Source organism: Psychrobacter immobilis (genome assembly GCF_904846285.1).
Classification (GTDB): domain Bacteria; phylum Pseudomonadota; class Gammaproteobacteria; order Pseudomonadales; family Moraxellaceae; genus Psychrobacter; species Psychrobacter immobilis_D.
Map to the genome: position 1 here is coordinate 1 of NZ_CAJHAD010000013.1, position 25,400 is coordinate 25,400.

The window sequence follows — 25,400 nt, forward strand, 5'->3', positions numbered from 1 at the left end:
TGCTTTGTACTCAATAAAAAACTTGGTAACCCGCCTCTTCAGTTTGATTTGCTTATTTCAAGTTGAGAGTGGGGTCTATTTAGTTCTAAGATACGTTTATGCTTTGCTGTATTGGCTTTCTTACCTGATGGCTTATAACCACTATTAGCCAATCCCTGCTTAATACGCTCTCTGCGCTTGTCGTTATCTAGTTTAGCCATCGTCGCTAGTAAATCGATCAGCATGTTATTTACTACAGCTAGTATATCACCAGTCATACCACCATTAATTGTATGCGTAGTAGGTAGATCAGCTACTACTAATCTGAGACCTTTATCTTTAATTCTTTGTTTTAAGACAGCAAAGTCACCTTGTGATAGTCGACTAAGTCTATCTACGCTCTCTACCAATAGGATATCACCTTGCTGGGCATCATCAAGTAACTTATTTAATGCTGGTCTATCTAACTTAGTGCCACTGTAATTCTCGATATACTCAACATAGCTCTCATCATAAATTTTGCTAAAGCTAATCAAGTCAGTCAATGCTCTTTTAGCATCTTGGTCTCTGGTACTCGCTCTTACATAAATTCTGACTGTCATAGTATCAACCTATCATTTAGACTTATATTTTAATATTTAGTGATAATACTATCATTTAATAACTAAAAAAACTCTAATGATAGACTAATTATCATTTAATTATTTTACCGTTTGAGAATAGTCTAATGATAGAATTTTCATAGCAAGTTATTCATTTTTTTGCAAAAATAACATCTTTGCACTAGTTTGCATATCTCGATGAATATAACCAAAAATATCCAAACTACAGAGGGAATGATGCTCTGTATATCATGGCGCTCAAGTATTCTTATGATGGTATAATACCAAACAAAATTAATGATACTGATTTCAATATTATAAGGCGATAGCTATATCGCAAAAGTAGTCGTAATCATACCTGTATTGCATATCATAATTAAACACAATTCATCATAAAAATTGAAAGTATCGCAAATAGAGAACAAAAGAACATGGCTAAAACACTGGTAAGCAAAAAAGATAAAACAGACAATGGTAATTTTGAAGAAGCCCTTTGGGATGCCGCCAACAAGCTACGAGGTAGCGTCGAATCCTCAGAATATAAGCATATCGTCCTTAGCCTGATTTTCTTAAAGTTCATCAGTGATACTTTTGAGCAGCAGCGCCAAAAGCTTATCGATACAGGCTATGAAAAGCATATCGATATGGTGCAAGCCTATACCAAAGATAACGTGTTCTATTTGCCAGAAGAGAGCCGTTGGAGTTTCATCCAGCAGAATGCTAAGCAAGAAGACATCGCGCTCAAAATCGACACAGCGCTCAGCACGATTGAGAAGACCAACCAATCATTGAAAGGCGCATTGCCTGATAACTATTTCTCTCGTCTTGGTTTAACGGCCAGTAAGCTTGCCGCTTTGATTGATGTGGTCAATAACATCGATACTATTGGTAATCCAGAAGAAGACACGGTAGGGCGCGTGTACGAGTATTTCTTGGGTAAGTTTGCCGCGACTGAAGGCAAGGGCGGTGGTGAGTTCTATACGCCTAAGTCTGTGGTCAATCTGATTGCAGAAATGGTTGAGCCGTATCAAGGCAAAATCTATGACCCCTGCTGCGGCTCGGGCGGTATGTTCGTCCAGTCCATCAAATTCATCGAGAGTCACCACGGCAATACCAAAGACGTGTCTATCTATGGGCAAGAGTATACTAGCACCACCTATAAGCTTGCTAAGATGAACCTTGCCATTCGTGGTATCTCTAGCAACTTGGGCGATGTGGCAGCCGATACGTTCTTTAAAGATCAGCACGAAGACCTAAAAGCGGACTTCATTATGGCAAACCCACCTTTTAACCAAAAGGATTGGCGCGCCTCTGATGAACTGGTCGATGATCCACGTTGGGCAGGCTATCCGACACCGCCGACGGGCAATGCCAACTATGCATGGATATTGCACATGATATCCAAGCTATCTGAGCACGGTACAGCAGGTTTCGTACTGGCGAACGGCTCGATGTCTACCACTACTAGCGGCGAAGGTGAGATACGCGAGCAAATCATCAAAAACGATCTGGTCGATTGTATGATTGCGCTACCGGGTCAGCTGTTTTATACCACGCAGATTCCGGTGTGCTTATGGTTCATCAGTAAAGACAAAGCCGCCAAGTCCGCTGATAGCCAAGCTCGCGGCTTACGTAATCGCAGCGGTGAGACGCTATTCATTGATGCACGTGCTATCGGCAGTATGATTAGCCGCACCAATAAAGAACTCACGAAAGATGATATTGAGGGGATTGCCAAGACTTATCATGCATGGCGTGGTGAGAAAGAAGCTGGCGGTTATGAAGCGTACGATGACGAGGCAGGTTACTGTAAATCAGCCAGTCTAGAAGATATCAAAGCCAATGGCTATGTGCTCACCCCTGGGCGTTATGTCGGTGCTGCTGCTATCGAAGATGACGGTATTCCGTTTGAGACTAAAATGTTAGAGCTAAGCCAAACGTTATATGCACAGATGCAAGAGTCTAAAAAGCTTGATGCGACTATTTGTCAGAACTTGGAGGTATTGGGTTATGGCGAGTAATTGGATTGAAACGACTTTAGGGGGAATAGCTGATCCTTGTGGTGGTGTGGTTGATGGGCCGTTTGGCTCAAATCTTCCAGCTTCAAGCTATGTAACTGAGGGTATTCCTGTTATACGTGGAAGTAATTTATCACTGGGAAAAGAAAAGTTTAAACAGCATGAATTTGTTTATATTTCTCAAGATGCATTTGAAAAACTGCAACGCAGTGAATGCCTGCCAGATGACATAATTTTCACCAAAAAGGGCACGCTTGGTCAAACTGGAATTATTCCCAATCCCTCGATATTTACAAGATATATTCTTTCCTCTAATCAAATGCGCCTACGGGTAGATCCATTAAAGGCATTACCTGCATATATTTACTACGTTGTTTCTTCACCCCAAACAATCGAGAAGATAATACGCGATTCTGATTGCACGGGAGTGCCAAAAATAAACCTTGAGTATCTTCGGAAGTTTCCTGTAAAACTGCCCGACCTTAAAACTCAAAAAGCCATTGCTCATATTCTTGGTTCTTTAGATGACAAAATCGAGCTTAACCACCAGATGAACGAGACGCTAGAAGCGATGGCGCAGGCGTTATTCAAAAGCTGGTTTGTAGATTTTGATCCGGTGATTGATAACGCGCTCGCGGCTGGTAACGCCATTCCTGATGAATTTATGGATCGTGCTGAACAGCGTAAAGCGATTGAGAAAAAAGACAATTCAGAGATTCAGAGTTTATTCCCTGATGAGTTTGAGTTCACTGAGGAAATGGGTTGGATTCCGAGGGGGTGGGGTATAAAGAGAATTAGTGATTTAGTTGAATCAGTATCTATAACTTACCCACTCAAAACTGTTAATGAAGTCATATTTCTTAATACAGGTGACATATTAGCTGGAAAATTTCTCCATAAAAATTATTCTGATGCATCTAGTTTACCTGGACAAGCTAAAAAATCTATAAAAAGAGATGATATTTTATATAGTGAAATCAGACCCAAAAACAAGCGATATGCTTATGTAAACTTTGAGGCAGATGACTACGTTGTTTCTACAAAGTTAATGGTATTGAGGTCTGTAAGTAGTGTTAAGTCGCTTTTTTCTTATTTTTATCTTAAACAAGAGAGTGTTGTTTTAGACTTACAGTACATGGCAGAAGATCGTTCGGGAACTTTCCCGCAAATAACATTTGATGTTTTGTCACAATTAATGCTGACTTTACCCAGTGAAAAAGCGTTAGTTGATTATTTCACCGATCAAGTTCTAGTGCCTTATCACAATAAAATATATAAAAATGAAGAGAACTCTGAAAACCTAGCCAAACTTCGCGACACCCTTTTGCCTAAGTTAATGTCAGGCGAGCTTCGTATTGCAGATGCTGCTGCACTGGTGGATGAAGCAATATAGCTTTTAACAGTAAACGTTTATCCCAAAAATATAATCATTAATGGAGTTCAAGATGAAGAAGCTTTTACTTAGTTTGGCACTCAGCTTGGGCGCTTTATCTGCGACTCCTGTAATGGCAGCAGCTCCTGCATTCTCTGCCACTCAAATGGCTCAAGTCAAAATCAAAGACTTAAGCTTTAAAGAAGTCATGCGTGAGTTTTATAGTGGTGAAATGTTTTCTTTTTTTATAGATGACGAAACTATTGAAGCGGTGCCACACGTTGGCTTAGGTAAAGCGAATAGCGACGGTGAAAGGACAGCCGCTTTAATGAACCCTGTTGTTGAGTATAAAAACAATGTAGGAGAGGCACGTTACTTAGTCATTATTGAGAAGGTTAAGATCGACAGTAATACGGGGTCGCTTGTATCTTGCCACGCATGTAAAGCAACAGCTGATATTTACAGTTTTAAAAAGCTAAATAATGGTCTATTCCAGTTAGTAAGTCGGACGCCAAAAAAGGTAGAACCTACTGGTGTTAGTGGTCGAATAATGCTTGATGAAAAAAGTATTAAAAATACGATGCAACCTTTAGGCAAAGAGATAACAGGTAGCGTGTTAAAAAATGGCTCTTTTTATCATGGCATCTTCGTACAGTGGTGGGACGTTTTACAGTTGCCTGAAAATGATTTCATTAATTTGTATGCTCTAGGCGATGCTGGAATGGAAAACGGTGTTTATGATGAAGACTCACCTCTATATTACGCATATGAAGGAACTTTCAAAGTACTGTCTGAGAACACCAATACCATGTATTACCCCATTATGTTGACATATAAAGGCGAAAAGCCTACTGAAGACTATGAGCGTATTGAGCATGTTAATTACAGCAAGATTGTGAAGTTCAATCCAACAAAAAAAGCTTATGAATAATTTAGCTTTGGTTTAGCCGTGAACTGGCGTATTAATCGTTGATAAAGATAATACAGAATAATAAAAAGGACTTACCATTGAAATTCACCGAAGACAGACTTGAACAAGCCATTATCGAACTACTAGCAGCTGAGGGCTATCCACATACGGTTGGTGAAGCACTTGATCGTAATCCTGATGATGTGCTGATTAAGTCTGATCTTCGACAGTTTCTAGCCACTCGTTATCAAGCAGACTTGATCACAGAATATGAGATTGAGTCCATCATCCATAAGCTTGAGTACCTTCCTGCGTCTGATCTGTACGACACCAACAAAGCCATTATGAAGTTTGTCGCTGACGGGTTTTTCTTGAAGCGTGAGGACTATACCCAAAAAGACCTATACATCCAGCTCATTGATTATGAAGCACGCGATGACAATCGCTATCGCATCGTCAATCAGATGGAGATACAAGGCTTTGAGCTGCGTATTCCTGATGGCATTCTTTATATCAACGGCTTACCACTGGTGGTGTTTGAGTTTAAGAGCAGCATCCGTGAAGATGCCACTATGTTTGATGCCTACACCCAGCTGACCACTCGCTATAAGCGCGATATTCCAGAGCTGTTTAAATACAATGCCTTATGCGTCATCAGTGATGGGGTCAACTCAAAGATGGGTTCGTTCTTTGCGCCTTATGAGTTCTATTACTCTTGGCGCAAAGTGACGGGCGATGAAAAGCTTGAGAAAGACGGTATCCATTCATTGCTAACCATGATGAGCGGATTATTTGATAAAGCACGTTTGGTTGATGTCATTCGCAACTTCATCTATGTGCCTGACAAATCAAGCAGGGAAGAGAAAATCGTCTGTCGTTACCCGCAGTATTATGCCGCCACCAAACTGTTTGACAATATTAAACGTCATATGAAAGTGCTTGATGCAAACGGCAAGTTTGATGAGAGCGATGCTTTACGTGATGGAAAGGGTGGTACGTACTTTGGCGCGACTGGCTGTGGTAAGAGCTTTACCATGTTGTTTCTAGCACGATTATTGATGCGAGATGTGGAGCTTGGCAGTCCGACCATTATTTTAATCACTGATCGCACCGACTTAGACGGTCAGCTGTCTGAAACCTTTACCAATGCTAAGACCTATATCGGTGATGACAATATCATCAGTGTTGAGAGTCGAGCGCATCTACGCGAACAGCTAAAAGGACGCAGAAGTGGCGGCGTATTCCTAACCACCATTCATAAGTTCACCGAAGACTTAGCCCTACTGACCGAGCGTACCAACGTCATCTGTATCTCTGATGAAGCACACCGTAGCCAAATTAACCTACAGCAAAAGGTCACCGTCACTGAAGATGGCGTCAAAAAGACTTATGGCTTTGCTAAATACCTGCATGACTCATTGCCCAATGCCACCTACGTTGGCTTCACAGGCACACCGATTGATGCCACCCTTGATGTCTTCGGTCCAGTCATTGACAGCTATACCATGGTTGAGTCGGTATTCGATGAAATCACGGTACGTATCGTCTATGAAGGCCGCGCTGCTAAAGTACTACTCGATAGCAAGCAGCTGGATGAAGTAGAAAAATACTATAAAGAAAGCGCGGACGCTGGCACCAATGAATATCAGATAGAGAAAAGCAAAAAAGCCATGGCGAGTATGTCCACCATTCTTGGTGACCCTGATCGCATCAGAGCCATTGCTGAAGACTTTGTTGCGCACTATGAAGCGCGAGTAGAAGAGGGTACGACGCAGAAAGGCAAAGCGATGTTTGTTTGTAGTAGCCGTGAAGCCGCCTATCAGCTCTATAAAGACATTATAGAGCTGCGTCCTGAATGGAATGAGGTGCGAGCATGCGAGGAAGGCTCAGCCTTATCTGAAAGTGATAAGAAAAAGGTCAAGCCCATGGAGCGAGTCAAGATGATCATGACTCGTAACAAAGACGATGAAAAAGGCATGTGGGACAATCTGGGTAATAAAGACTATCGCAAAGAGCTTGATCGTCAGTTTAAAAATGGCAAGTCCAACTTTAAAATCGCCATTGTTGTCGATATGTGGCTTACAGGCTTTGACGTACCATTCCTAGATACCATCTACATCGATAAACCACTACAAAAGCACAGCCTGATTCAAACCATCTCACGGGTCAACCGTAAGTTTGAAGGCAAAGAGAGTGGCTTAGTGGTCGATTACATCGGCATTAAAAAGCAGATGAATCTGGCGCTCTCTCATTACACTGGTGGTCAGGTTCAAAACCTAGACGATATCCAAAAGTCAGTCGTGGTAGTTAAAGACCATTTAGACCTACTTGATACGGTCTATCATAAGTTTGACTCTAGCTTGTACTTTAATGGCACGCCACTAGAGCAGCTCAGTTGCTTAAATGCGGCGGCTGACTTTGCATTGCAATCTAAAAAGCTAGAGAAACGCTTTATGGATTTAGCTAAGCGTCTGAAGTCTGCCTATGATATTTGCGTGGGTAGTGAAGCGCTCACCAAGACTCATAAAGACAAGATTCATTACTACCTAGCTATTCGTACCATTATCTTTAAAATCACTACTGGCGGTGCACCTGACGTTGAGCAGATAAACCAAAAGGTACGTGACCTGGTCAAAGACGCGCTGATGAGTGATGGCGTTGAAGAGATCTTCAAGCTGGGCGATAACACCGACGGTGAGATCGATATCTTCGATGAAGACTACCTAGCCAAGCTTGAAGTAATCAAGCAGCCCAATACTAAGCTAGAATTGTTACAGCAGCTACTCGCTAAAGCCATTGGTGAGCTTAAAAAAACCAACAAGGTAAAGGGCGTTGATTTCAGTAAAAAGATGAATGCTTTGGTCGAGAAGTATAATGACCGTGACGAGCAAGATGTATTGCGTGCTGAAGTTATTGGTGATTTCTCGGATGAAATCATCAAGCTATACAACGAGCTACGGGTTGAGATGGCATCGTTTGGTGAGATGGGTATCGACTTTGAAGAAAAAGCGTTTTACGACATCCTGCTGTCGCTGGCGCATAAGTACGATTTTACCTATCCAGAAGACAAGCTGCTTGAGCTGTCAAAAGAAGTGAAAAAACTCATCGATGACAAGGCAAGGTATACCGACTGGAATAAGCGCGATGATATCAAAGCGGAGCTACAGTTTGACCTGATGATATTGCTCGATGAATGGGGTTATCCACCTGTTGATTCAAAAGAGGTTTATAAAGAAATATTTGAGCAGGCTGAGAACTTTAAGAAGAGTAGGGTGGCTTGATAGATAGGATATATTTCAAAAATAACAGCGTCTTTAAATCAAATTTAACTTCTAGAACAGATAAATAGAGCTAACAAGAGAGAATACATTGTGGGAAAGAGCGGAAATAACATAGCCGTAGAAGCTTCTGTAATATTTTCAGATGAGTATACGGGCTTACATGGTCGAGAAGAATATAACGATGCTATTGCTCACATCTACGATTTGATATGCGCATCATATACTTTGTTGAAAAACGGTAGTTTTGCCCCCTCTCTTTTTTTATCAATTACTATATTTGAAGAAATTGCCAAAGTAAAAGCTGGGTATATGCGTGCAGCACAACAAAAGGATTTACTAAAAGTAAAACGAGGAAAAGATCATCTCTTTAACCATAGAATGAAGCATAAAATTGCAATATCACCTGTTTACCTAATTGGTGATCGCATAGCTAATAGTATTGGTGCTGATAGAGCTAAGGAGATCTTCGAAGGCTATAGTTCTGGCGAATATTCATCACTAAGGGAAAAATCATTATATTTTGCGAGGGATAATGAAAGCTTACATATTCCATCAAAATATGTAAATTCTAATCTAGCCGCAGAGCATTTGTTAATAGCCGTTGAAATTTTTGTTGATGAGTTTTGGGGTATGACTGCAAGCGCATCGAATATATGCGATAAGGCTAATGAGTTCTATATAAAAGTGGAAACCATCCTTAAAAATATGCAACAAACCAATTAGGATAGATTATGAACTTTATCGGCGATGAGCCAAATACTATAGAACCATTATGGCGATATTTTAAAACAGAAAGGCTAATAGATTTTCTGAACACTGGTGAATTGTACTTTGCTTCAGCTCGTGAGTTTAATGATAAGTTTGAAGGAGCTGTGGCAATAGTATCTTCAGAATATAAAACTGATCCACGTTATACGAAACTTGAAGGTACTGAAAAAGCTTTTGAAGAATTAAAACGTTTAACCAAAGTAAGTTGTTGGCATAGATCCTTGTATGAAAGCGATGCCATGTGGCAGTTATACGCCGATGAATGGAAGGGTGTGGCTATACAAACCAACTTAGATAAGATAAAAAAATCCATAAAACCGTTTAGATTAAGCCCTAAATATGCTGAAGAAAATCTATGCGTTGGCAATGTCAAATATGTTGATCTTACCAAAGGAAAACTGAAAGTTAGTATGATAGAACGGTTTTGGCATAAGCACACTGCTTTCGATTGGGAAAAAGAGTTTCGGATAGGTATTTCTCTCCGATTGGCAGAAGAGTTTGGAGTAGATATACCTGAGCACGGTATAAAAGTTAAATTTGAAATAACCGATCTGATTGAGCGAATTCATCTTGGACCATTTTTATCAGACACAGATATTGAGAAGGTTCGAAAATTAGCTATTGAAAAGGGTATCGGTGATCGAGTAGATATATCAAGCTTGAAAGGCACACCACGATATACATGAGTTAGACAGAACAATTCTTACGCTTAGCTAAAAGGATACTCCAAACTCTATGATTGATAATCCATATCCTGATAAATGGCAAGACCTTCAATTAGGTGTGAAGAAAATATTTCGCAATGTTGGCTTGTCGTCAGAAGTCGAAGTAAGTATATCTACCCCACGTGGCTCTGTTAATGTTGACGTTTTGGCTATCGACTCATTAAGCTTAGACAACATAAAGTATATTGTTGAGTGTAAAAACTGGAGTTCATCTATTCCTCAATCTGTTGTACATTCATTTACGACTGTTATGCATGAAACTGGAGCCAATATTGGATTTATTATTTCTAAGCACGGGCTACAATCTGGAGCGAAGGAGTATACGAGAAATACAAATATAGTTGGTCTAACTTATTTAGAATTTCAACAACGATATTTTGAAGCTTGGTGGACGAGATATTTCTGCCCTCGTGTTGGGGACGCTGCAGACCGTGTCTTACAATACACTGAAGAATTTGGTAGTTATCGTGATAGAGAATACAACAAACTTTCCAAAGAAAATAAGGATTTGTTTGATCGGTTACGTTCGGAGTATCGTGTATCTTCATTTATGTTGGCAATGTTTAATATGCCCAGTATAAGTCCTATGTTCAATACTGGTACTTTACTTAATACACCTTCTGACCTTGAGAGTTTTAAAATAGAAACTTTATCTAAGATTACACCAGGAGTCACATGGTATAGCTCGACTTTTCGGGAGTTGTTAGAGGCTATTTTGCAATACTTCATAGATGCTGAAGAAAGTTTCAACTCAATATTTGGAAGTTATATTTTTGATACAAAGCCAATTAGTGGTGTAGGAATATATGGACCATCTATAGATGCAAATCGTTATTAGTTTGGTATAAACAACTGGACCGCTTCAGGTTTTCGAATGTATTAGCGGCTCTGCTGCATGCTTAGCTGCCATTCAAGCTAATGACTCGTAATAGAATCACTTAAGACAAAGCATACATTTCATGAGATTTGGTCTGAACCTTAGACTAAATCTCGTATCTCAATACCCAACGCATCGCATATCTCATATGCTTTCTTTAGTGTAATGTTTTTCTCTCCACGTTCGATATTTCCCATATAACTTCGATCAATAGCTGCCATCTCTGCTAGTTTTTCCTGAGATATTCCTTTGCTTTTGCGAACCTCACGGACACGTTTGCCAAAGGCAATCATACGCTCATCTATTGTCATCTCATTAACCACTGCTAAAAATAGCAATACTCACAGCGGTAGGGTATAATATCCACGGGATATAGTCGGTATATTAAAGCCTAAGAGAATAAAACAAGAAATGTATGTTAATCGTCGAAGATTATAATGAACGTGATAAGTGGTTAGAATTACCCGTTATTTTAGTAAAAAAATCATAAAGAATATTAAGGTATGTCTAAATGGCTAAACCCAAACTTACCAGAGAAGCAATTAGATTCATAGTAGAGACTTATGACTCTCAAAGTAAGAGCTACACTTACTCTGAGATAGCTAACTTATTACGAGATAAATATCAAATTAATATTTCTCTACAAGCAGTTCAGCAGAACTATCACAAATATAAAAGGAGTATTAAAAAGAACAATGCAAATGAGTTAATAGTTCAAGAAAGAAAACTGCATCAAAACCACTGCTTAAATGAACAAGAAGAAAATTTAAATATCAAACACTCATCAATTAAAATAAAAATCCAAATAAGTTAAAAAAATGTTGATAAGAGTGAGCCCGTACCGGGTTCTGTATACCTCCTAGTTTTTAGTTGAATATGTTATCTATGTCAATTTTTTCGCTTTTTTGAGCTTCATTTTCTAATGATTTTTTATCCTTCATTTCTCTTATAATATGAGGAGCAATAATCCTCTCTACAGGAATCGAAGAGTTTATACTAACTGCATTAATTATTTTCACTAATGAGATTGTATTCCGTGCTAGAAGATCTTTTAATGAGGCTATCTCTGCTTGAAGCTGTGCGTTTTTGCTCGTAAGTGCATCACGAGTCTTCCCATTTATGTACTGTTGCTTTTCTTTAGGCTTTAGCTTAAGCGGGCTAAGTTGCTCACCTATATAGTGTGCAATTATATTCTTACGTTCTATAGTACTCAAAGTACTTAGACTGCCACTTACAATTTTTTTAGCAATTAAGCGATCATGTAAAGCCTTGTGTGAGATAGGCGAGGTTTCAAAACCCTCAGCAAGCATAAGTTGCAATTCTTTTTCTATAGCTTCATCTAACAGTTTACCTCGTTTCATTATTTTCTCCCTGTTGATACGTATACTCCAAAGCAAACAAATCGGCTAAGGTAGTAATATCTCTAGAGTTATTACTATCTGATAATGGTTGGTATATATTGATAGTATTGCGGCTTTGCGCAATTTCTTTTGCCTTTATCTCAAGAGTATTAATGTTCTCCAACATAGAGTTTATTTTATCAATTCTGTGTTGGAGAGGAGCTCCTTTTATAGCGACTTTTTTTAACTCGTACAAATTTCTCTCGAGTTTATTTTTGATAAAGAGCAATTTGTCTACCTCGTCAACACGGCCCGTTAAAGTAAAGTAACTACAGGGCTCTCCACTTTGACATTTAAGTCTGTAGGAACAACCCCAGAGCGCTATGTTATAAGTACAAGAGCCAAAATTTAGAGGATGCAGATCTGCATGGCGATTAACGAGCTCGCTTGCTGCATCATCACCTTCTAACTCTTTCAACTCTTCAAAAGAGTCACGAATATCATCAAAGATGCCATCTAAAAACGATGCTTTCATAAATTTGGCAACATCGTCACGATCATCAAACGTATGTAAGTTAGATTTTAGATTTTTCTCTAAATCTAAATTTTTAGATAAGCGCATAACACCTGTTTCTTTTACTTTTTCTAATGGAGTCTGATTATATAACTTACTATCAATATTCTCTGAACCCTCTTCGTGAATAGTTATTTTAGAAGTATAAGGGAGGATTGAGGTTGCTTTTTGACGATGTTCGATAGCAATATGCTTATAATGATCATTTTGAGAAATATCAACTCGGCCCATGAGCATCGCCTGTAGATGGTCAGATATGTTGGCAATAGCTAGAAAGGTATTTATATTGTGTCTAGGAATATGACTTGTTAGCTTAGAAAAATCGCCGTTAGGCTCTTTTAATCCGTATTTCTCAAATGCTGATTTTGCTTCAAGAGCACCTAGAAAGCCATTTATACTAACTATATCAAAAGGCACTGGATTTGCTATATTCATTATTTCTCTAGCTAAATTCGTTGAGCGATAAGCATGAATAAAGAGTAGATCCTCATAGAAGACCTTATGTTGCTTACTTTTTGCTGTCCAGACAAGTGCACATGGCTCTTTTGATTGTTTTTTATTATTTCGGAAATTATCAGCGATATATTGGCTTAGTTCTTTCTTTCTATAAAAGGTGAATATACCTTTTTTAATTGGAGATATACCTGCATTTTGCAAAATCTTATAAGTCTTCTCACGGCCACCATTTTTACCGCTGTAGTTTAGAGTAGTTCCTACAATAAATTTATGAACATCAGATATTTCAACCATATCAGTTGGCAAGTCATCAATCGGCTGGGGTAGATAGTCTGAGAATTCTTTACTACGCAGATAGCTCAAGTGTTCACGAAATGGTTTAGTTAATTCTGTAACGATAGAGAAAATAGATTCGACTAGAGGTATAGCTAATGGTTCAACCCAATGAATTCTTTCTCCAGCGCCTTTGGCACCTACATATTTAATACCAAGAAAATATAGCGGCACACCTTTCTTTTTTAGCTTTTCTTGAGTAACTAGATCCTCAATTTCGCGTCTAACTAAAGAGTCTTTTCTCAAGGTTGTCGCTTCAATGGACCGAAATCCCGTAATTATAAGTAGAAGTACTAGATTAAGAAGTATCTTTTCACCAGTAGTCTCACATTTGTTTATTAGAGAGATGATGTTAAGAAATGTAGAAATACTAATCAATTTGTCCTTATCATCTACCTTAGTGTCGTCTAACTGTTTCTCCTTTTTAAGACTATTAGCTTTCTTTGCTTTCTTTGTATAATTCAAGGGGTTAGTAAATTTCAAGTTGTTTTTAAAATTCAATGGTGAAATACTAAAGGCATAATAATTAACGGGATTTTGTAGCTCGGCACAGCGACAAAATGTACCTACAATATTAGGATCGCCAGTTTTGGAAGAGTTTACATACGTATTCATAGCATCGTTTATGATATCAGTCGTAAGATAGACAGGATGTTTCTGACCTGTCAAGATAAACAAAGAGTGATACCAACGTTTTAATATCAGAACACTAGCAACTGCTACAGTTGTAGAAATGGATTGTTTTTTACGATAATTAAATACTAGCACCGCTTTCATAAAGTCTTTGTATTCTTTGCTATCAATCGTAAAATTAGAGTCAAAACCTTTTGTAGTCTTATGTATTAGGCTAAAAGGCAAAGTTGATTTACCTGAACCCTGTAGCCAACCAGTACTATGCCTTCCAACATACCAATTATCATCATCCCAATTATCGCTGAAGTCGCTGGAAAGATAGGTGTAAAAATAGTCTTGCTGTTCATCTATAAACTGCTGGAAATTTTCTAAGAGTTTTTTCATTTATCGTCCTATCGCTTCTGAGAGATAGTTTGAGAGCTATCATCTTGATATATCCTACAACGAGCAATTACTGATTCAACCTCAATCTTCGTACTTTCATGAACCTGAATAAGTGGATTATTAGAACAACCTATAGAATCTGAAATTTCTATTAAATCTATTAATTCATTCTTTATACTCGATAATACAGATTGATGATCGCCTTCTACAAAAGGATGGTAGTAGAGGCAGCCGTAGCAAGCTCTTACCTCTGAAAATGGACAATCTACATAGGATCGACTACAGCCACCTATACCAGCATGAATACTACCGTCAATTACCCCAAAAACCTCTTTGCCTTTCCAGTCGCTTTTTTGAATTATAGATCCGGTCAACATCATTGAAATCATAGTCTGCCATACAGGATTTGTACCAAGTACTTTAGCGCGTACAAGTGCAAGTTCTGGCGTTGCCATGATGTAGTTTTTAGCGGCTACCAAAGTGGAGTGTCCTAAAATATAAGCGATTTCATCAGCACTTGCCCCACTCATTGCTAGAGAATGTCCTACGTTATGACGAAAATCATAGGAACTATATAGCGGCTGGAGCATTAAATTATTGTTTATTGCCTCTCTAATATCTTCTGGAGCAAAACGTAACATCTGTCTGTTAATAGCGCGATTAACAAACCCAGTAGCTGCATAGCCGATATTGAAAAATTGCTCATCAGGCTTTTTATTTAAACGTCTCTGATATTCTTTTAATATATCCGCTAAATCAGAAGGTATAGCAATTAATGCCTTTTCAATTACTAGCTTCTGTTGTTTTGCATAAGGTATTGATATGCTATAGCGTTTGAAATTATCTTTTGATCTACTAGAGTCAACTCTTAAATCCATCACTGCTAGCCTAGCTGCTTGTACCGGACGAATACCGCAGGTGTAACATAAACCAAGGATAGAGCTGTCCATTAACTCTTGTTCAGTTACCAAGTCGCCTTCGTTGTTGTTAATTCTTACGGATATCTCTTTAAGGCCTTTATTGATTAAATTCTTATCATATGTAGAGAGAACGTTATCTATATTTTGATAACTCAACCATGCAACATTAATTGGACGAGGTATAAACGTTAAATCTTCAAGTTTGTTATAAGGAAATTCAGGAAAATCAATGGTACAAAGAATTCTTATGATAAAAAGAGCAAAGTAGAAACTTGGTTGATCAGTAAATTCATCAATAGCTAAAACCGAACTGTTATACGAAAAACCGTCTAAGTGATATGAAATATCAAATAAATTATCTAAAACTGCACTATGCTTATCTAATGAGGAAGGAGAATTTTTACTAATATAAGAAACCAAAATATATTTTTTTAGCTGAATAGTATTTTTTTCACCAGTAAATTTTATTACATGATCACGCCCAGAAAAACTGTATTTCCATAAATCATTACTTGTTTTTATTCTTTTAGTATCAAAGGCTGTAGCATTTTTGAATAAAAGAGTAGGGGGTATGGATAACTTATTGATGAACGCAATTTGCTTTGTTGACAGGAGTGGAAGTAACTCATCAGCTTCTTTAACCTTATTGATTGCATACATCTCAGAAAGTTCCTATATTTTCAGCATATGTAGCTGTCTCTGCTTTTATTCGTTCTAGATTAGACTCATTTGCTCTTTCTTTCATAAAGCGCTTAGCATAGTGGGTTGGCATATGGCTTCCATAACTCCAACCAGCAAGCTCTCTAAGTTCGGACTTTGAATCTTCCATTATTCCATTATTAGAAAAATCGATACCTGATTTCGACGATAGTTTTAGTACTTCCTTGTATTTTTTCTCATATATGCTCTCTAACGTAAGGTATGCCCACGTATGTCTTGCTACATGGGGAGTTATCTTGTCAATAGAATCAGAATATTTAGTATTTTTAAAAGTCGGATAGTTCTTTGTAAAAGCATCATCTAACTTGTTGAATAAGAGGTAAATTGCAGGGTAAGAAAGTGGGCTAAATGGTGCTTTTAATGCTGTAAATACAAAGCGGTGTTTAGCTTTAGGTCTAATTCTATTTATGTAGAACTGTAAAAAGTCATAATCGTGTTGTTCGATATCAATAACTCTATGAGCATTATCAGTCTTTAAAGAGGGTAGTCGTGCTCTTGAATCATGATTATCATCTGATATATTGGCTATTATCAAGCTATATTTGTTTCCTCTTATATTTGTTTTGATGGATTCTAACTCGAGCAACATTAGCTCACCAACTCTCAACCCATAATTTAAAAGAATTCTAACGATAAGGTAGTTACGCCACTGTAATGGTATTGTGGAAAAAGGATTTAACTCATTTCTTTTTTTATTAGAGCTTGGAGTGATAATTCCATATATAGCAGCTACCATTTCTAAGGTTAAACTTTTATACCCCTGATTTACATTAGATTCATCTACTTTTCTACGTACAAGTAGAGAGCTATATCCTTCAGTTTTTATCTTTAAATTCTTCAGCATTCTATCTGAATACCTTATGATTTCTTTTGGTTCATCATCATAATATTGAGCAGATACATACTTACTTATTAGATATTTAATGAAACGTGCTACAGCGCGTGTACGTTCAGCATGAGTATAAATGCTTCCACTTGGAGTAGGATTGAATTTAATTATTTTAGGAGTGTATGAGTACCCGTCAACAAGATACTGAAAAAAATTATCTAGCTCGTCTATAGCTATCGATGGATTATGATCCGACTCAAAAAAGCTGTAGCAGAATGTCTTGCCATGCTTTTCCAACCAATATTCATAAAAGTATTTGATTGCTTGTAGAGATGCATCCTGACTAGAAGAGGATCTATTATTGAGATGGTCTATAGAGTATCGTAATGGGTATAGAAGAGGCAGCGTAGTCTTTACATCAAAAAGTATCTTTATCTTTGAGCCATCTGGCATAACAATAGGCGATAACACGAACATGAACTTAATCTCTCATAGACACTATGTATTATGAAGATAATATCTCATAAACATAATGATAAGATAGCTTTAGTTTATTTAATTCTTATGTACTTGATATATAAGGATCCCAGCCTGTACTATGAACTTAATAGCATATAGACTTCATTTAACATAATATACATTATGCGAAAACAAACCAACGGTCTTAAGAGTTGAGTACGCAATATTTTTAATTTGTGAATCTTTACATTCGTTTCTAGTAGAACTTAAATATCTATATGGTTTATACCAACATTTAACATCAATACTTTTAATACCAATACCAACATCTCAAATATTAACTAACGACAATTCTTTAGCAAATGCTCTCGTAAAGATTTGCCGTCCTCATCTAGAATGACATCTGTCACTTGGCAAGCCACTTCATTATCAATGCTCTTACATGACAATTCATAATATACAGCATTGCCTTGCGTTAAGCTGACTTGCACCAATCCTTGCGTGGTCACTGAAAACTGCTTATCTTGCTCATAGTCAGGATCTTGCGAACTCCATAACACGTCATAACCAATATGACATGACATTTGCTCTCTAGCAAAATAATCCTGCTCAAGCTGCATTGCCGCCTGTAGCTCTTGGCTGCCATATTGTTGCAAAACCATCGGATAATCCTGACCTTGATTATCCACATCTTGCTGGTACATATCAGCGATTGTCTTAACTTTCATGGCAAACGTCGTCTGCAAGGTCTCTGTTAGATTGGCGGTCGCAGCCATAGCAGAAAACCCTATGATTAACATCATGATGGAAAATGTCGTTTTCTGCATGGTGCCCTCCATTTGCTATGACTTTTTATGTATTATATTCATAAAAAGTCATATAAACTACTATTTTACTACATACTTATGTTGGTTAGGTTTATCGAGAGAAAATCCCGTTCACACAGCACCATTATGAACTTTGATGAGTTATGAGTACTATTGATGAGCAAACGCCCATTTAACTCAGTATTTATTCAGGTCTCAGGTCTCAGGTCTAATGCCGCTCTAATTTCAATAAGCTACGATAAGGATATTCTTATGATGCCGTCATCTCGTTTTGATATTTCTCAGTCAGGGTTTTATAAATTAATAACAGCTGCGTGCTTTGCCTCCCTACTTGTTGCGACTGGCTGCTCATCTTCTGCTGATTCTAATGTCAGAATACCCAATCAGCAAAATGGTAATACCTCAGCGCCCGTCATCTCTGACACCAGCCAGCAAACGCTCAGACAGCAAGCGTTGCGTATTCAGCGTGCGTTGGCGACTAATGACTTTGCTCGCATCACCAATGATATCCACCCAACTCGCGGCGTTCGTTTTTCGATGTATGCGTATGTGCGACCTGAGACCGATAAGGTCTTTAGCCGTGAACAATTCGCCCAATACCTACAACAGTCCAAAATCCGCTTTACTTGGGGTGATTTGGATGGTACTGGGGAGTTATTGGTCACGCCGCTACCGACGTATTTGGCGACTTGGGTTGATGCTAAAAAGTTTAACGATGCTCGCATAAAAATTAATGATTTTGAGTCTAGAGGTAATATGATTAATAACGTGAAGGATGTTTACCCAAAATCAGACGTGGTTGATTTTTATTATAAGGGTACGGACGAGTATGACGGTATGGATTGGCGTGGCATGCGCTTAGTATTTGATGACTATCAAGGCAAACGTTATTTAGTGGCTATCATCAATGACCAATGGACGGTTTAAAGCCTTTTTATCCATAAAAACATGAGTTTATAGCCATAAAAACTAGCACAGGGCGGTGTTATTGAATCCATACACTGCCCTTTTTATTGCTTTTTTCACCTATATATATTTTTATTTGCTATAGATACTTAATACTGATGATTTTTATTAAAGCGGCGTTTGGCGAAAAAACTTCACCATAATCTCGTAAATGTCAGGGTAAGCGTCGACCAGCTTTTGCGGCGTCTCAAAAAACACTTCACTGAGTACCGCAAAAAACTCCGCTGGATTGGTTGCACCGTAACGATCAAGACCTGATTTATGATGGGTTTGAAAATCCTCAAAGTCTCGCGTCATAATCTCAGTCCAGCGCGCAGGATCCATATCGGTTTGCAGCGGCGGAAAACCATTGGCGCGACCATTTAACATATCGAGCTTATGCACAAACTCATGAATGACCACGTTATGACCGTCGCGCTCGCCTGAGTGTTTGGCATCTTTCCACGACAGAATGACAGGACCGCGTAACCACGCTTCGCCGCTGCGGTGTTGGCTACCTTCGTGGACGATACCCAACTCATCTACGGTGGTGGTTTCGCTCTTATAGGAACCAGAATAAATAATAATGGCCGACCAGCCAGCGTACCACTCAAGGCTTAGGTTTAAAATAGGGAGGCAAGCTTGTAATGCGATAGATTGCTTGACCGCATCGGTAATATCGAAACCCTGCGCGCCAGTAATCGACTTGTTAGCCAAAAATAACGTCGCCAGTTCAAACAGGCGTGTTAGCTCATTCTCGTTTAGCCTATCAAGTATGACAATACGCTGAGCCGCTTGCAGCCAGTCAGCATGGATAAACTCGCTGTTGTCCAATATGCGCTGCTCGCGCCAGTCTTTTATCATGCTAAACATATTAAATTTCCTTTAATTTTGTCGTTAGACTGTACTTTTTATTATTGGCGTTATGTGTTTTAAGGGGTTAAATGGTGCTGACAATAAGCCTACTTATCAAGACTCTAACGACAACATATTCATAATTAATTTAATCAAGGTTTTTTTTTGGTTGGGGTCAGATTCAGCGACCAATAAGGTTAATGCGGCAAGCCCGGTGTTATTGATGACCATATCACCTTTATCATTGAGCAGTCGATTATTACGGTGCAGAAAATCTACAAACAAAAAAGCGCCGCTGCGTTTATTGCCATCGGTAAAAGGATGGTTTTTGACCATAAAGTACAGCAGATGCGCCGCTTTACTCTCGATGGTCGGGTATGCAGGCTCGCCAAACACCGTCTGCTGTAAATTACCCAGTACACTGTCCAAACCATCACCTCGAGGCTTGGCGAACAATTCAGTCGCCTCGCCCCTTGCTATCAGCTGTGCTTTTAAGTCCGTCAGCGCTGCCATTGCCTCAGTTGGACTCGGTAAGATACCGCCCTCTTGCCCTGCAGGATTATCAAGCAAGCCTTCATCATAGCGCTGTAACCATAAAAATGTCTGTGTATAACGACTGATAATCTCAACCAAGCCTCGACCTTCATCGGTTTTCAGCTCGGGACTTTGCGCGGTTTTTCTAATTAAATTTAACGCTTGTTGTAGCTCGCTTGAGTTTTTATCAAAGCGCTCTTGATTGAGCGTATAGCCTTGAACTAAGTATTCGCGTAAGCGCTGGGTTGCCCAGCGTCTAAACTGCACACCTTGGGAAGATTTGATGCGATACCCTACTGAGATAACCACATCTAAGTCATAAAAATTCACAGGGCGATCAGAATTTGGAATATGCATTTTTTGCATATTGCTTTTTTCAGCGATTTCTTCATCATTGATGGCATTGGCAATATGACGCGAAATAACTGACTGGTCACGACCAAACAGCTCGGTCATTTGTGCTTGTGACAGCCAAACAGTCTCTTGCTCAAAACGTACGTCTACCTGCGCCTTTCCATCAGCGCTTTCATATATCTCTACTTTTGCTGCTTTATCATTCGTAGAATCAGTCATCTTGGTTTTTCCTTAACTTAATATATACGCTTATGCTCACTTCATAAATCATACAGCGACTGCATGACAGAGTACATAACAATGACTATCCTGTGCTTGTGCTTGGAGTATCTCGCGGCCTATAACCGAAATGCTGCTTATAAATGCGTGCAAAGTAACCTTGGTCGCCATAACCGACTCTATGCGCTACTTCATCTATGGTTACGTAGCTTTTGGTTTTTAACTATGACACCAGGTACGACAGATAAGGTAATAGGATCTATAGAGGGGTGAGCGTTGCTCATAAAAGACGCCTTGTCGAAAAATTTGAGTCAGAAGAAGCGCATTTATACAGGAAAAATAAAAGAATATGCCGGTCTACATGACCATTTATCTCTACCCTTCAGCGCGCTTGATCTGGCTTATCAGTTGCATCAGTTATTTACTACTATGCGTGAGCAGCCTTTCTTCCCAGTCCTACCTTCACATTAGCCAATATCAGTCCAGATAAGATGAGCACCATTGCTAGCATCTTCCACCATGTCACTATTTCCCCTGTGAACAACACTGAAGTCGCCATACCGAATACTGGCACCAGTAGAGCAAAAGGCATAACCTTAGAGGCTATATTTTGACTAAGCAAATGCGCCCACAATCCAAAACCAATCAGGGTTGAGATATAGACGATAAATCCAAGCGATAACCAAGACTTGAAAGATGCCTGTGTGAGTGTTGCAAGCGTCCATGCCTCATTTTCAAATAGCAGAGAAGATAGAGTCAAAACTATACATGCAATCAGACCGCCCCATACTACTAGTGATAGCGAAGACAGTGCCGATGACTTATTTGACGCTTTATTGTTGCTATTAACAGGCGAGGCAGTAGAGATGTTACTGGTACTCTGCTGCATTGAGGCCTGTTTTGAAGCAATATTGCCAAAGCTCCAACCTATGGCTGCAATCAGTATGCAGATAAAGCCAACCAAGGGCATGTCACCACCAAGGTTAAAGGCAATCACACCCAGCCCTAGCACACCGACCAGCATACCGATAATCTGCATGCGACCCACAGACTCTCCCAAAATGACATAGGCCAATAGGACGGTGATGAAAATCTGGACTTGCAACAAGAGCGCCGTCAACCCTGCTGATGCACCTAGGTGCATCGCGGTAAATACAAAGGCATACTGCATAACAAAAGTACCGATAGCATAGATAAATAAGGTACGGTTGAATTTGGGCGGTTTAAGGAATAAAACCAACGGCATGGCAGTAAAGAAAAAACGTAGAGCGGTTAACATCAATGGTGGAAAGCTTTCAAGCGCCCATGCAATAAAGGTAAAGTTTACACCCCATATAAAGGTAACCAATACGGCTAAAGCAATGTGGATTGGAGTCATAGGATTATCCTAAATAATGATTATTTATTGACATTAAATTGTTGTATTTGGACGTGATGGAATTGACCAGTATAAATACAGCCTATGCCGTTATGCTGCCGTCAAAGTTTGCGGTTAAATTCATTCTGTCTACCATCCGTATGATTCTAACTATTGTTGATACACTCAACTATAGTTTAAATACCCATAACAGAACCGATACAGTTTCACTAATGGTGAACAAGGTGTATAGTCGCTTTTAACGTTACAATTAATCATTACATTGAAGAGATAAGCACATTCATTATGGTAGAAACCTATACGCTTAATCCCAATTTAACCAAGACTGCCGCCGTCTCTGAATGGCTACAGCAGCGTATTGACTGGCAGATTTACCTGCCCAATCAGCGTGTGCCCTCGGTGCGAAAGTTAGCGAAACTATTAAATATATCAAGCTTTACAGTGGTACAAGCTTATGAGCAATTGGTGGCTACCAGTGTGCTAATCGCTAAGCCCAGCTCGGGCTATTATGTCAATACGCAAGCAAAAGCAGTTCAGCCGAATGATGATAAAAGAGCAGCCGCTAAGTACCCAGTAATAGATACGCGCTGGCTGATACAGCAAGTTTTTAGTGATATCCCGCATAATCGTTCGCCAGGGGTGGGAACATTACCGAGAGACTGGATACGTAATGAGAAGATGGAATGGGCTATACGTCAGGTAACTCAGCAAGCTGATAGCTTTATCTATGATTATGGCAATGTTCACGGCTATTTGCCGCTACGTCAGCAGCTGGTTCAACACCTGCATACACTGGGTATGCAAACTCATACTGACCATGTGATTACTACAGCTGGGGTATCTCAAGCCGTGACCATGGTTGCGCGGCTTCTTACTCAAGCTGGGGATACGGTGGTCGTTGATGGGCCGGGCTGGTATTGGCTATCAAGCTGCCTACAACAACAAGGATTAAACGTCGTCTCTGTAGAACGTGACCATCAAGGGCCTAATATTGAGCAGATGCAAAAGCTGTTTGCGATGCATCGTCCTAAGCTCTATTTAACCAATAGCGTGCTCCATAATCCGACCTCTTGTAACCTGCATCCTGCCCGTGCGCACCAAGTACTCAATCTTATTCATGAGTACGATGCTTATATTTTTGAGGACGATTTATACGCTGCATTTGTACCGGTTGGTCAAGTATTGCGTTATGCTAGCCTTGATCAGTTTGAACGGGTTTTTTATGCGACTGGGTTTTCAAAGTCAATGTCGTCAGGCTGGCGCGTCGGCATGTTGGTCTGTCCTGATAACTATATTGATGATGTGTTGCGTATTAAAACCTTAAGCAATTCAAACACGCCAGAATTTGGCGAACGGGTTTGTCACCACTTATGGACGCATGGTGAATATCGCCGGCAGATTAAAAAAGTACAGCAGCATTTATATAGCGCTCATGAAAGAATGCGCAAAGCATTACCAAGGATAGGACTTACCTATCCTGAGCATACACAAGCAGGTCTCTTTGCTTGGGTAGACACGGGGCAGGATACGAGCCAGCTGGCACTAGATGCCTATAAAGAAGGTTGGCTGGTCGCACCGGGACAATTATTTTATCCCGATGCCCGCACCTCAAACCATCTTCGCCTAAATGTATCAACAACAAGCGATGAGTTTTTGAGGTGGTTGGGTAATTATTTGCATAACAGCTGTCAATACTGATAAAAATGCTATCACCCTACCACTAGCCGCATCATCTGCGTACTAATATAACCGCCAAAGGTGCCTACCGCATAGCCTAAAATACCCAAGAACACGCCAACTGGCGCGAGCGACGGATGAAATGCCGTAGCGACAATCGGTGCCGATGATGCGCCGCCGGTATTGGCGTTGGAGCCGACCGCTAGAAAGAAAAACGGTGCGCGAATCATCCTAGCGACCGCAAAAATAATCACGACGTGGATACTCATCCATAATAGACCAATGAGTAGTAAGCGCCACTGTGAGACAATACCCGCGAGATTTATTTGCATACCGATAGCAGCAATCAATATAAAGATAAATACTGTACCGAATTTGGAGGCACCAACATGGTCAAGACGGCGAATTTTGGTGAAAGAGAATATGACACCTATGATAGTAATAATCACCACCATCCAAAAGAATGCGCTGGCAAAGCTGTATTGTACAGCCCAACTATAAGGGGCAAAGAAGTCTGCTATTTGACCGCCGACGAAATGCGCCACGCCAACCATAGCAAAGCACAAGCCAAATATCACCATCAAATCATTTAAGGTCGCTGGACGCGCATGGTCACGCTCATAGCTTTCAACCGCGGCAATCACTTTATCAATACTACTGCTATCCGCCCGTAAAAACTTATCTATCTTAGCGCTGTGCTTGGCCATGACCAAAATAGCTAGAAGCCATAACGACGCATTAGTGGTATCGACTAAGATCATCATGCCAAATAAATCATCGCTGACGCCAAACAGCTCTTTCATCGCTGCTTGGTTGGCCGCGCCGCCAATCCAACTACCCGCGACCGCTGAAAATCCGCGCCATAAAGTATCGTCGGTAAACATCTCAGGCGATATCCACTTAGCGATGCCTAAACTGATTGGACCACTAATGATGATAGCGATACTGGCCGCAAAAAACATCGCAATGGCTTTCCAACCTAAGCCTAAGATTTTAGGGACATCCATCGATAAGGTCATTAGTAGCAAACTGGCGGGCAACAGATAGGTAGCGGTAAAGCCATAAATCTGTGAGCCGATGCCATCAGCAAAGACGCCTAAGCTGTTTAACGTTGCTGGGATAAAGCAGCACAGCACAATGCCCGGCAATACCGCATAAAAGCGTCGCCAAAACTTACCGGGCAGCCCTTGGGTATAAAAAACCAAGCCGATAATAGACATAATGATGCCAAACGCTAATGGCAGACTGTCAATTGCTAAATGAGAGATGTCGGGCATCAGATGGCTCCACAGCACACGATGAATAAAAGCTTGTCAGTATAGACAAGGCGAAAAAGACGCGCAAGCAACGATCTCGCATTGTTGATTTTTTATCAATGTTTTATCATTAAAATAGAGCTGCCTTACTATAAAACCATGACGCACAAAAAAG

The 25,400-nt window shown here is 39.7% G+C and carries 21 protein-coding genes and 1 pseudogene; 10 read left to right on the forward strand and 12 right to left on the reverse strand.

Annotated elements, in window-relative coordinates:
- Positions 1–38: 38 nt before the first annotated feature.
- Positions 39–581 carry a recombinase family protein gene (locus JMX13_RS08775; RefSeq protein ID WP_201612144.1) on the reverse strand — a complete coding sequence of 181 codons (543 nt, stop codon included), beginning with the start codon at positions 579–581 and terminating at the stop codon, positions 39–41.
- Between the two features lie 431 nt (positions 582–1,012).
- On the opposite strand from JMX13_RS08775, the gene JMX13_RS08780 reads away from it, so the two are divergent.
- The 7 genes from JMX13_RS08780 (at position 1,013) to JMX13_RS08810 (ending at position 10,493) form a co-directional block, all read left to right on the forward strand.
- Positions 1,013–2,602 (forward strand): type I restriction-modification system subunit M, encoded by a 1,590-nt coding sequence (locus tag JMX13_RS08780; protein WP_201612145.1) that lies wholly within the window; start codon positions 1,013–1,015, stop codon positions 2,600–2,602.
- Positions 2,592–3,992: a restriction endonuclease subunit S gene (locus tag JMX13_RS08785; protein ID WP_201612146.1), complete on the forward strand. Its 1,401-nt coding sequence runs from the start codon at positions 2,592–2,594 to the stop codon at positions 3,990–3,992. The genes JMX13_RS08780 and JMX13_RS08785 overlap by 11 nt, the downstream gene beginning before the upstream one ends.
- A gap of 52 nt (positions 3,993–4,044) precedes the next feature.
- Positions 4,045–4,902 carry a hypothetical protein gene (locus tag JMX13_RS08790; protein WP_201612147.1) on the forward strand — a complete coding sequence of 286 codons (858 nt, stop codon included), beginning with the start codon at positions 4,045–4,047 and terminating at the stop codon, positions 4,900–4,902.
- A gap of 77 nt (positions 4,903–4,979) precedes the next feature.
- Entirely contained in the window at positions 4,980–8,162 is a 3,183-nt protein-coding gene (locus tag JMX13_RS08795) for a type I restriction endonuclease subunit R (RefSeq protein ID WP_201612148.1), read from the forward strand.
- Positions 8,163–8,252: 90 nt separating this feature from the next.
- Positions 8,253–8,885 (forward strand): AbiV family abortive infection protein, encoded by a 633-nt coding sequence (locus JMX13_RS08800; protein ID WP_201612149.1) that lies wholly within the window; start codon positions 8,253–8,255, stop codon positions 8,883–8,885.
- Positions 8,886–8,893: 8 nt separating this feature from the next.
- Positions 8,894–9,616, forward strand: coding sequence for a DUF2971 domain-containing protein (locus tag JMX13_RS08805; protein WP_201612150.1), 723 nt, complete (start codon positions 8,894–8,896; stop codon positions 9,614–9,616).
- A 49-nt stretch (positions 9,617–9,665) separates the two neighbouring features.
- Entirely contained in the window at positions 9,666–10,493 is an 828-nt protein-coding gene (locus JMX13_RS08810) for a restriction endonuclease (protein WP_201612151.1), read from the forward strand.
- A gap of 140 nt (positions 10,494–10,633) precedes the next feature.
- Here JMX13_RS08810 and JMX13_RS08815 read toward each other — a convergent pair whose 3' ends face one another.
- Positions 10,634–10,843, reverse strand: coding sequence for a helix-turn-helix domain-containing protein (locus tag JMX13_RS08815; protein WP_227686270.1), 210 nt, complete (start codon positions 10,841–10,843; stop codon positions 10,634–10,636).
- A gap of 200 nt (positions 10,844–11,043) precedes the next feature.
- Here JMX13_RS08815 and JMX13_RS08820 point away from each other — a divergent pair, with 200 nt between their 5' ends.
- On the forward strand, positions 11,044–11,346 hold the full coding sequence (locus JMX13_RS08820) for a hypothetical protein (protein WP_201612152.1): 303 nt from the start codon (positions 11,044–11,046) through the stop codon (positions 11,344–11,346).
- Positions 11,347–11,398: 52 nt separating this feature from the next.
- Here the strand turns inward: JMX13_RS08820 and JMX13_RS08825 are convergent, their stop codons facing one another.
- The 5 genes from JMX13_RS08825 to JMX13_RS08845 form a co-directional block, all read right to left on the reverse strand.
- Positions 11,399–11,893 (reverse strand): hypothetical protein, encoded by a 495-nt coding sequence (locus JMX13_RS08825; protein ID WP_201612153.1) that lies wholly within the window; start codon positions 11,891–11,893, stop codon positions 11,399–11,401.
- A complete protein-coding gene (locus tag JMX13_RS08830; RefSeq protein WP_201612154.1) occupies positions 11,880–14,252 on the reverse strand; it encodes a hypothetical protein in 2,373 nt (790 codons plus the stop codon). The genes JMX13_RS08825 and JMX13_RS08830 overlap by 14 nt, the downstream gene beginning before the upstream one ends.
- Before the next feature lie 8 nt (positions 14,253–14,260).
- On the reverse strand, positions 14,261–15,832 hold the full coding sequence (locus tag JMX13_RS08835; protein WP_201612155.1) for a site-specific integrase: 1,572 nt from the start codon (positions 15,830–15,832) through the stop codon (positions 14,261–14,263).
- Position 15,833: 1 nt separating this feature from the next.
- Entirely contained in the window at positions 15,834–17,198 is a 1,365-nt protein-coding gene (locus tag JMX13_RS08840) for a site-specific integrase (RefSeq protein WP_201612156.1), read from the reverse strand.
- A 323-nt stretch (positions 17,199–17,521) separates the two neighbouring features.
- The gene (locus tag JMX13_RS08845; RefSeq protein ID WP_201612157.1) at positions 17,522–18,007 is read right to left on the reverse strand and encodes a hypothetical protein; all 486 of its coding nucleotides are present in this window, start codon (positions 18,005–18,007) and stop codon (positions 17,522–17,524) included.
- Positions 18,008–18,259: 252 nt separating this feature from the next.
- Here JMX13_RS08845 and JMX13_RS08850 point away from each other — a divergent pair, with 252 nt between their 5' ends.
- Positions 18,260–18,934 carry a hypothetical protein gene (locus tag JMX13_RS08850; RefSeq protein WP_201612158.1) on the forward strand — a complete coding sequence of 225 codons (675 nt, stop codon included), beginning with the start codon at positions 18,260–18,262 and terminating at the stop codon, positions 18,932–18,934.
- A 147-nt stretch (positions 18,935–19,081) separates the two neighbouring features.
- On the opposite strand, the gene JMX13_RS08855 is transcribed toward JMX13_RS08850, so the two are convergent.
- The 4 genes and pseudogenes from JMX13_RS08855 to JMX13_RS08870 form a co-directional block, all read right to left on the reverse strand.
- A complete protein-coding gene (locus JMX13_RS08855; protein WP_201612159.1) occupies positions 19,082–19,825 on the reverse strand; it encodes a zinc-dependent peptidase in 744 nt (247 codons plus the stop codon).
- A 96-nt stretch (positions 19,826–19,921) separates the two neighbouring features.
- Positions 19,922–20,914: a virulence protein RhuM/Fic/DOC family protein gene (gene rhuM / locus JMX13_RS08860; protein WP_201612160.1), complete on the reverse strand. Its 993-nt coding sequence runs from the start codon at positions 20,912–20,914 to the stop codon at positions 19,922–19,924.
- An 85-nt stretch (positions 20,915–20,999) separates the two neighbouring features.
- A pseudogene (locus tag JMX13_RS13820) lies at positions 21,000–21,116 on the reverse strand (AraC family transcriptional regulator); the annotation flags it as partial.
- A gap of 225 nt (positions 21,117–21,341) precedes the next feature.
- Positions 21,342–22,292, reverse strand: coding sequence for an EamA family transporter (locus JMX13_RS08870; protein WP_201612161.1), 951 nt, complete (start codon positions 22,290–22,292; stop codon positions 21,342–21,344).
- Between the two features lie 285 nt (positions 22,293–22,577).
- Here JMX13_RS08870 and JMX13_RS08875 point away from each other — a divergent pair, with 285 nt between their 5' ends.
- The gene (locus JMX13_RS08875) at positions 22,578–23,990 is read left to right on the forward strand and encodes a PLP-dependent aminotransferase family protein (protein WP_201612162.1); all 1,413 of its coding nucleotides are present in this window, start codon (positions 22,578–22,580) and stop codon (positions 23,988–23,990) included.
- Between the two features lie 11 nt (positions 23,991–24,001).
- Here the strand turns inward: JMX13_RS08875 and JMX13_RS08880 are convergent, their stop codons facing one another.
- A complete protein-coding gene (locus JMX13_RS08880) occupies positions 24,002–25,246 on the reverse strand; it encodes a DUF819 domain-containing protein (protein ID WP_201612163.1) in 1,245 nt (414 codons plus the stop codon).
- Between the last annotated feature and the right edge of the window lie 154 nt (positions 25,247–25,400).

What these genes read in the sequence shown, in the direction of transcription:
- JMX13_RS08775 (WP_201612144.1), bottom strand. Translation starts at nt 581, where the DNA reads ATGACAGTCAGAATTTATGTAAGAGCGAGTACCAGAGACCAAGATGCT.
- JMX13_RS08780 (WP_201612145.1), top strand. Translation starts at nt 1,013, where the DNA reads ATGGCTAAAACACTGGTAAGCAAAAAAGATAAAACAGACAATGGTAAT.
- JMX13_RS08785 (WP_201612146.1), top strand. Translation starts at nt 2,592, where the DNA reads ATGGCGAGTAATTGGATTGAAACGACTTTAGGGGGAATAGCTGATCCT.
- JMX13_RS08790 (WP_201612147.1), top strand. Translation starts at nt 4,045, where the DNA reads ATGAAGAAGCTTTTACTTAGTTTGGCACTCAGCTTGGGCGCTTTATCT.
- JMX13_RS08805 (WP_201612150.1), top strand. Translation starts at nt 8,894, where the DNA reads ATGAACTTTATCGGCGATGAGCCAAATACTATAGAACCATTATGGCGA.
- JMX13_RS08810 (WP_201612151.1), top strand. Translation starts at nt 9,666, where the DNA reads ATGATTGATAATCCATATCCTGATAAATGGCAAGACCTTCAATTAGGT.
- JMX13_RS08815 (WP_227686270.1), bottom strand. Translation starts at nt 10,843, where the DNA reads ATGACAATAGATGAGCGTATGATTGCCTTTGGCAAACGTGTCCGTGAG.
- JMX13_RS08820 (WP_201612152.1), top strand. Translation starts at nt 11,044, where the DNA reads ATGGCTAAACCCAAACTTACCAGAGAAGCAATTAGATTCATAGTAGAG.
- JMX13_RS08825 (WP_201612153.1), bottom strand. Translation starts at nt 11,893, where the DNA reads ATGAAACGAGGTAAACTGTTAGATGAAGCTATAGAAAAAGAATTGCAA.
- JMX13_RS08830 (WP_201612154.1), bottom strand. Translation starts at nt 14,252, where the DNA reads ATGAAAAAACTCTTAGAAAATTTCCAGCAGTTTATAGATGAACAGCAA.
- JMX13_RS08835 (WP_201612155.1), bottom strand. Translation starts at nt 15,832, where the DNA reads ATGTATGCAATCAATAAGGTTAAAGAAGCTGATGAGTTACTTCCACTC.
- JMX13_RS08840 (WP_201612156.1), bottom strand. Translation starts at nt 17,198, where the DNA reads ATGTTCGTGTTATCGCCTATTGTTATGCCAGATGGCTCAAAGATAAAG.
- JMX13_RS08845 (WP_201612157.1), bottom strand. Translation starts at nt 18,007, where the DNA reads ATGCAGAAAACGACATTTTCCATCATGATGTTAATCATAGGGTTTTCT.
- JMX13_RS08850 (WP_201612158.1), top strand. Translation starts at nt 18,260, where the DNA reads ATGATGCCGTCATCTCGTTTTGATATTTCTCAGTCAGGGTTTTATAAA.
- JMX13_RS08855 (WP_201612159.1), bottom strand. Translation starts at nt 19,825, where the DNA reads ATGTTTAGCATGATAAAAGACTGGCGCGAGCAGCGCATATTGGACAAC.
- rhuM (WP_201612160.1), bottom strand. Translation starts at nt 20,914, where the DNA reads ATGACTGATTCTACGAATGATAAAGCAGCAAAAGTAGAGATATATGAA.
- JMX13_RS08870 (WP_201612161.1), bottom strand. Translation starts at nt 22,292, where the DNA reads ATGACTCCAATCCACATTGCTTTAGCCGTATTGGTTACCTTTATATGG.
- JMX13_RS08875 (WP_201612162.1), top strand. Translation starts at nt 22,578, where the DNA reads ATGGTAGAAACCTATACGCTTAATCCCAATTTAACCAAGACTGCCGCC.
- JMX13_RS08880 (WP_201612163.1), bottom strand. Translation starts at nt 25,246, where the DNA reads ATGCCCGACATCTCTCATTTAGCAATTGACAGTCTGCCATTAGCGTTT.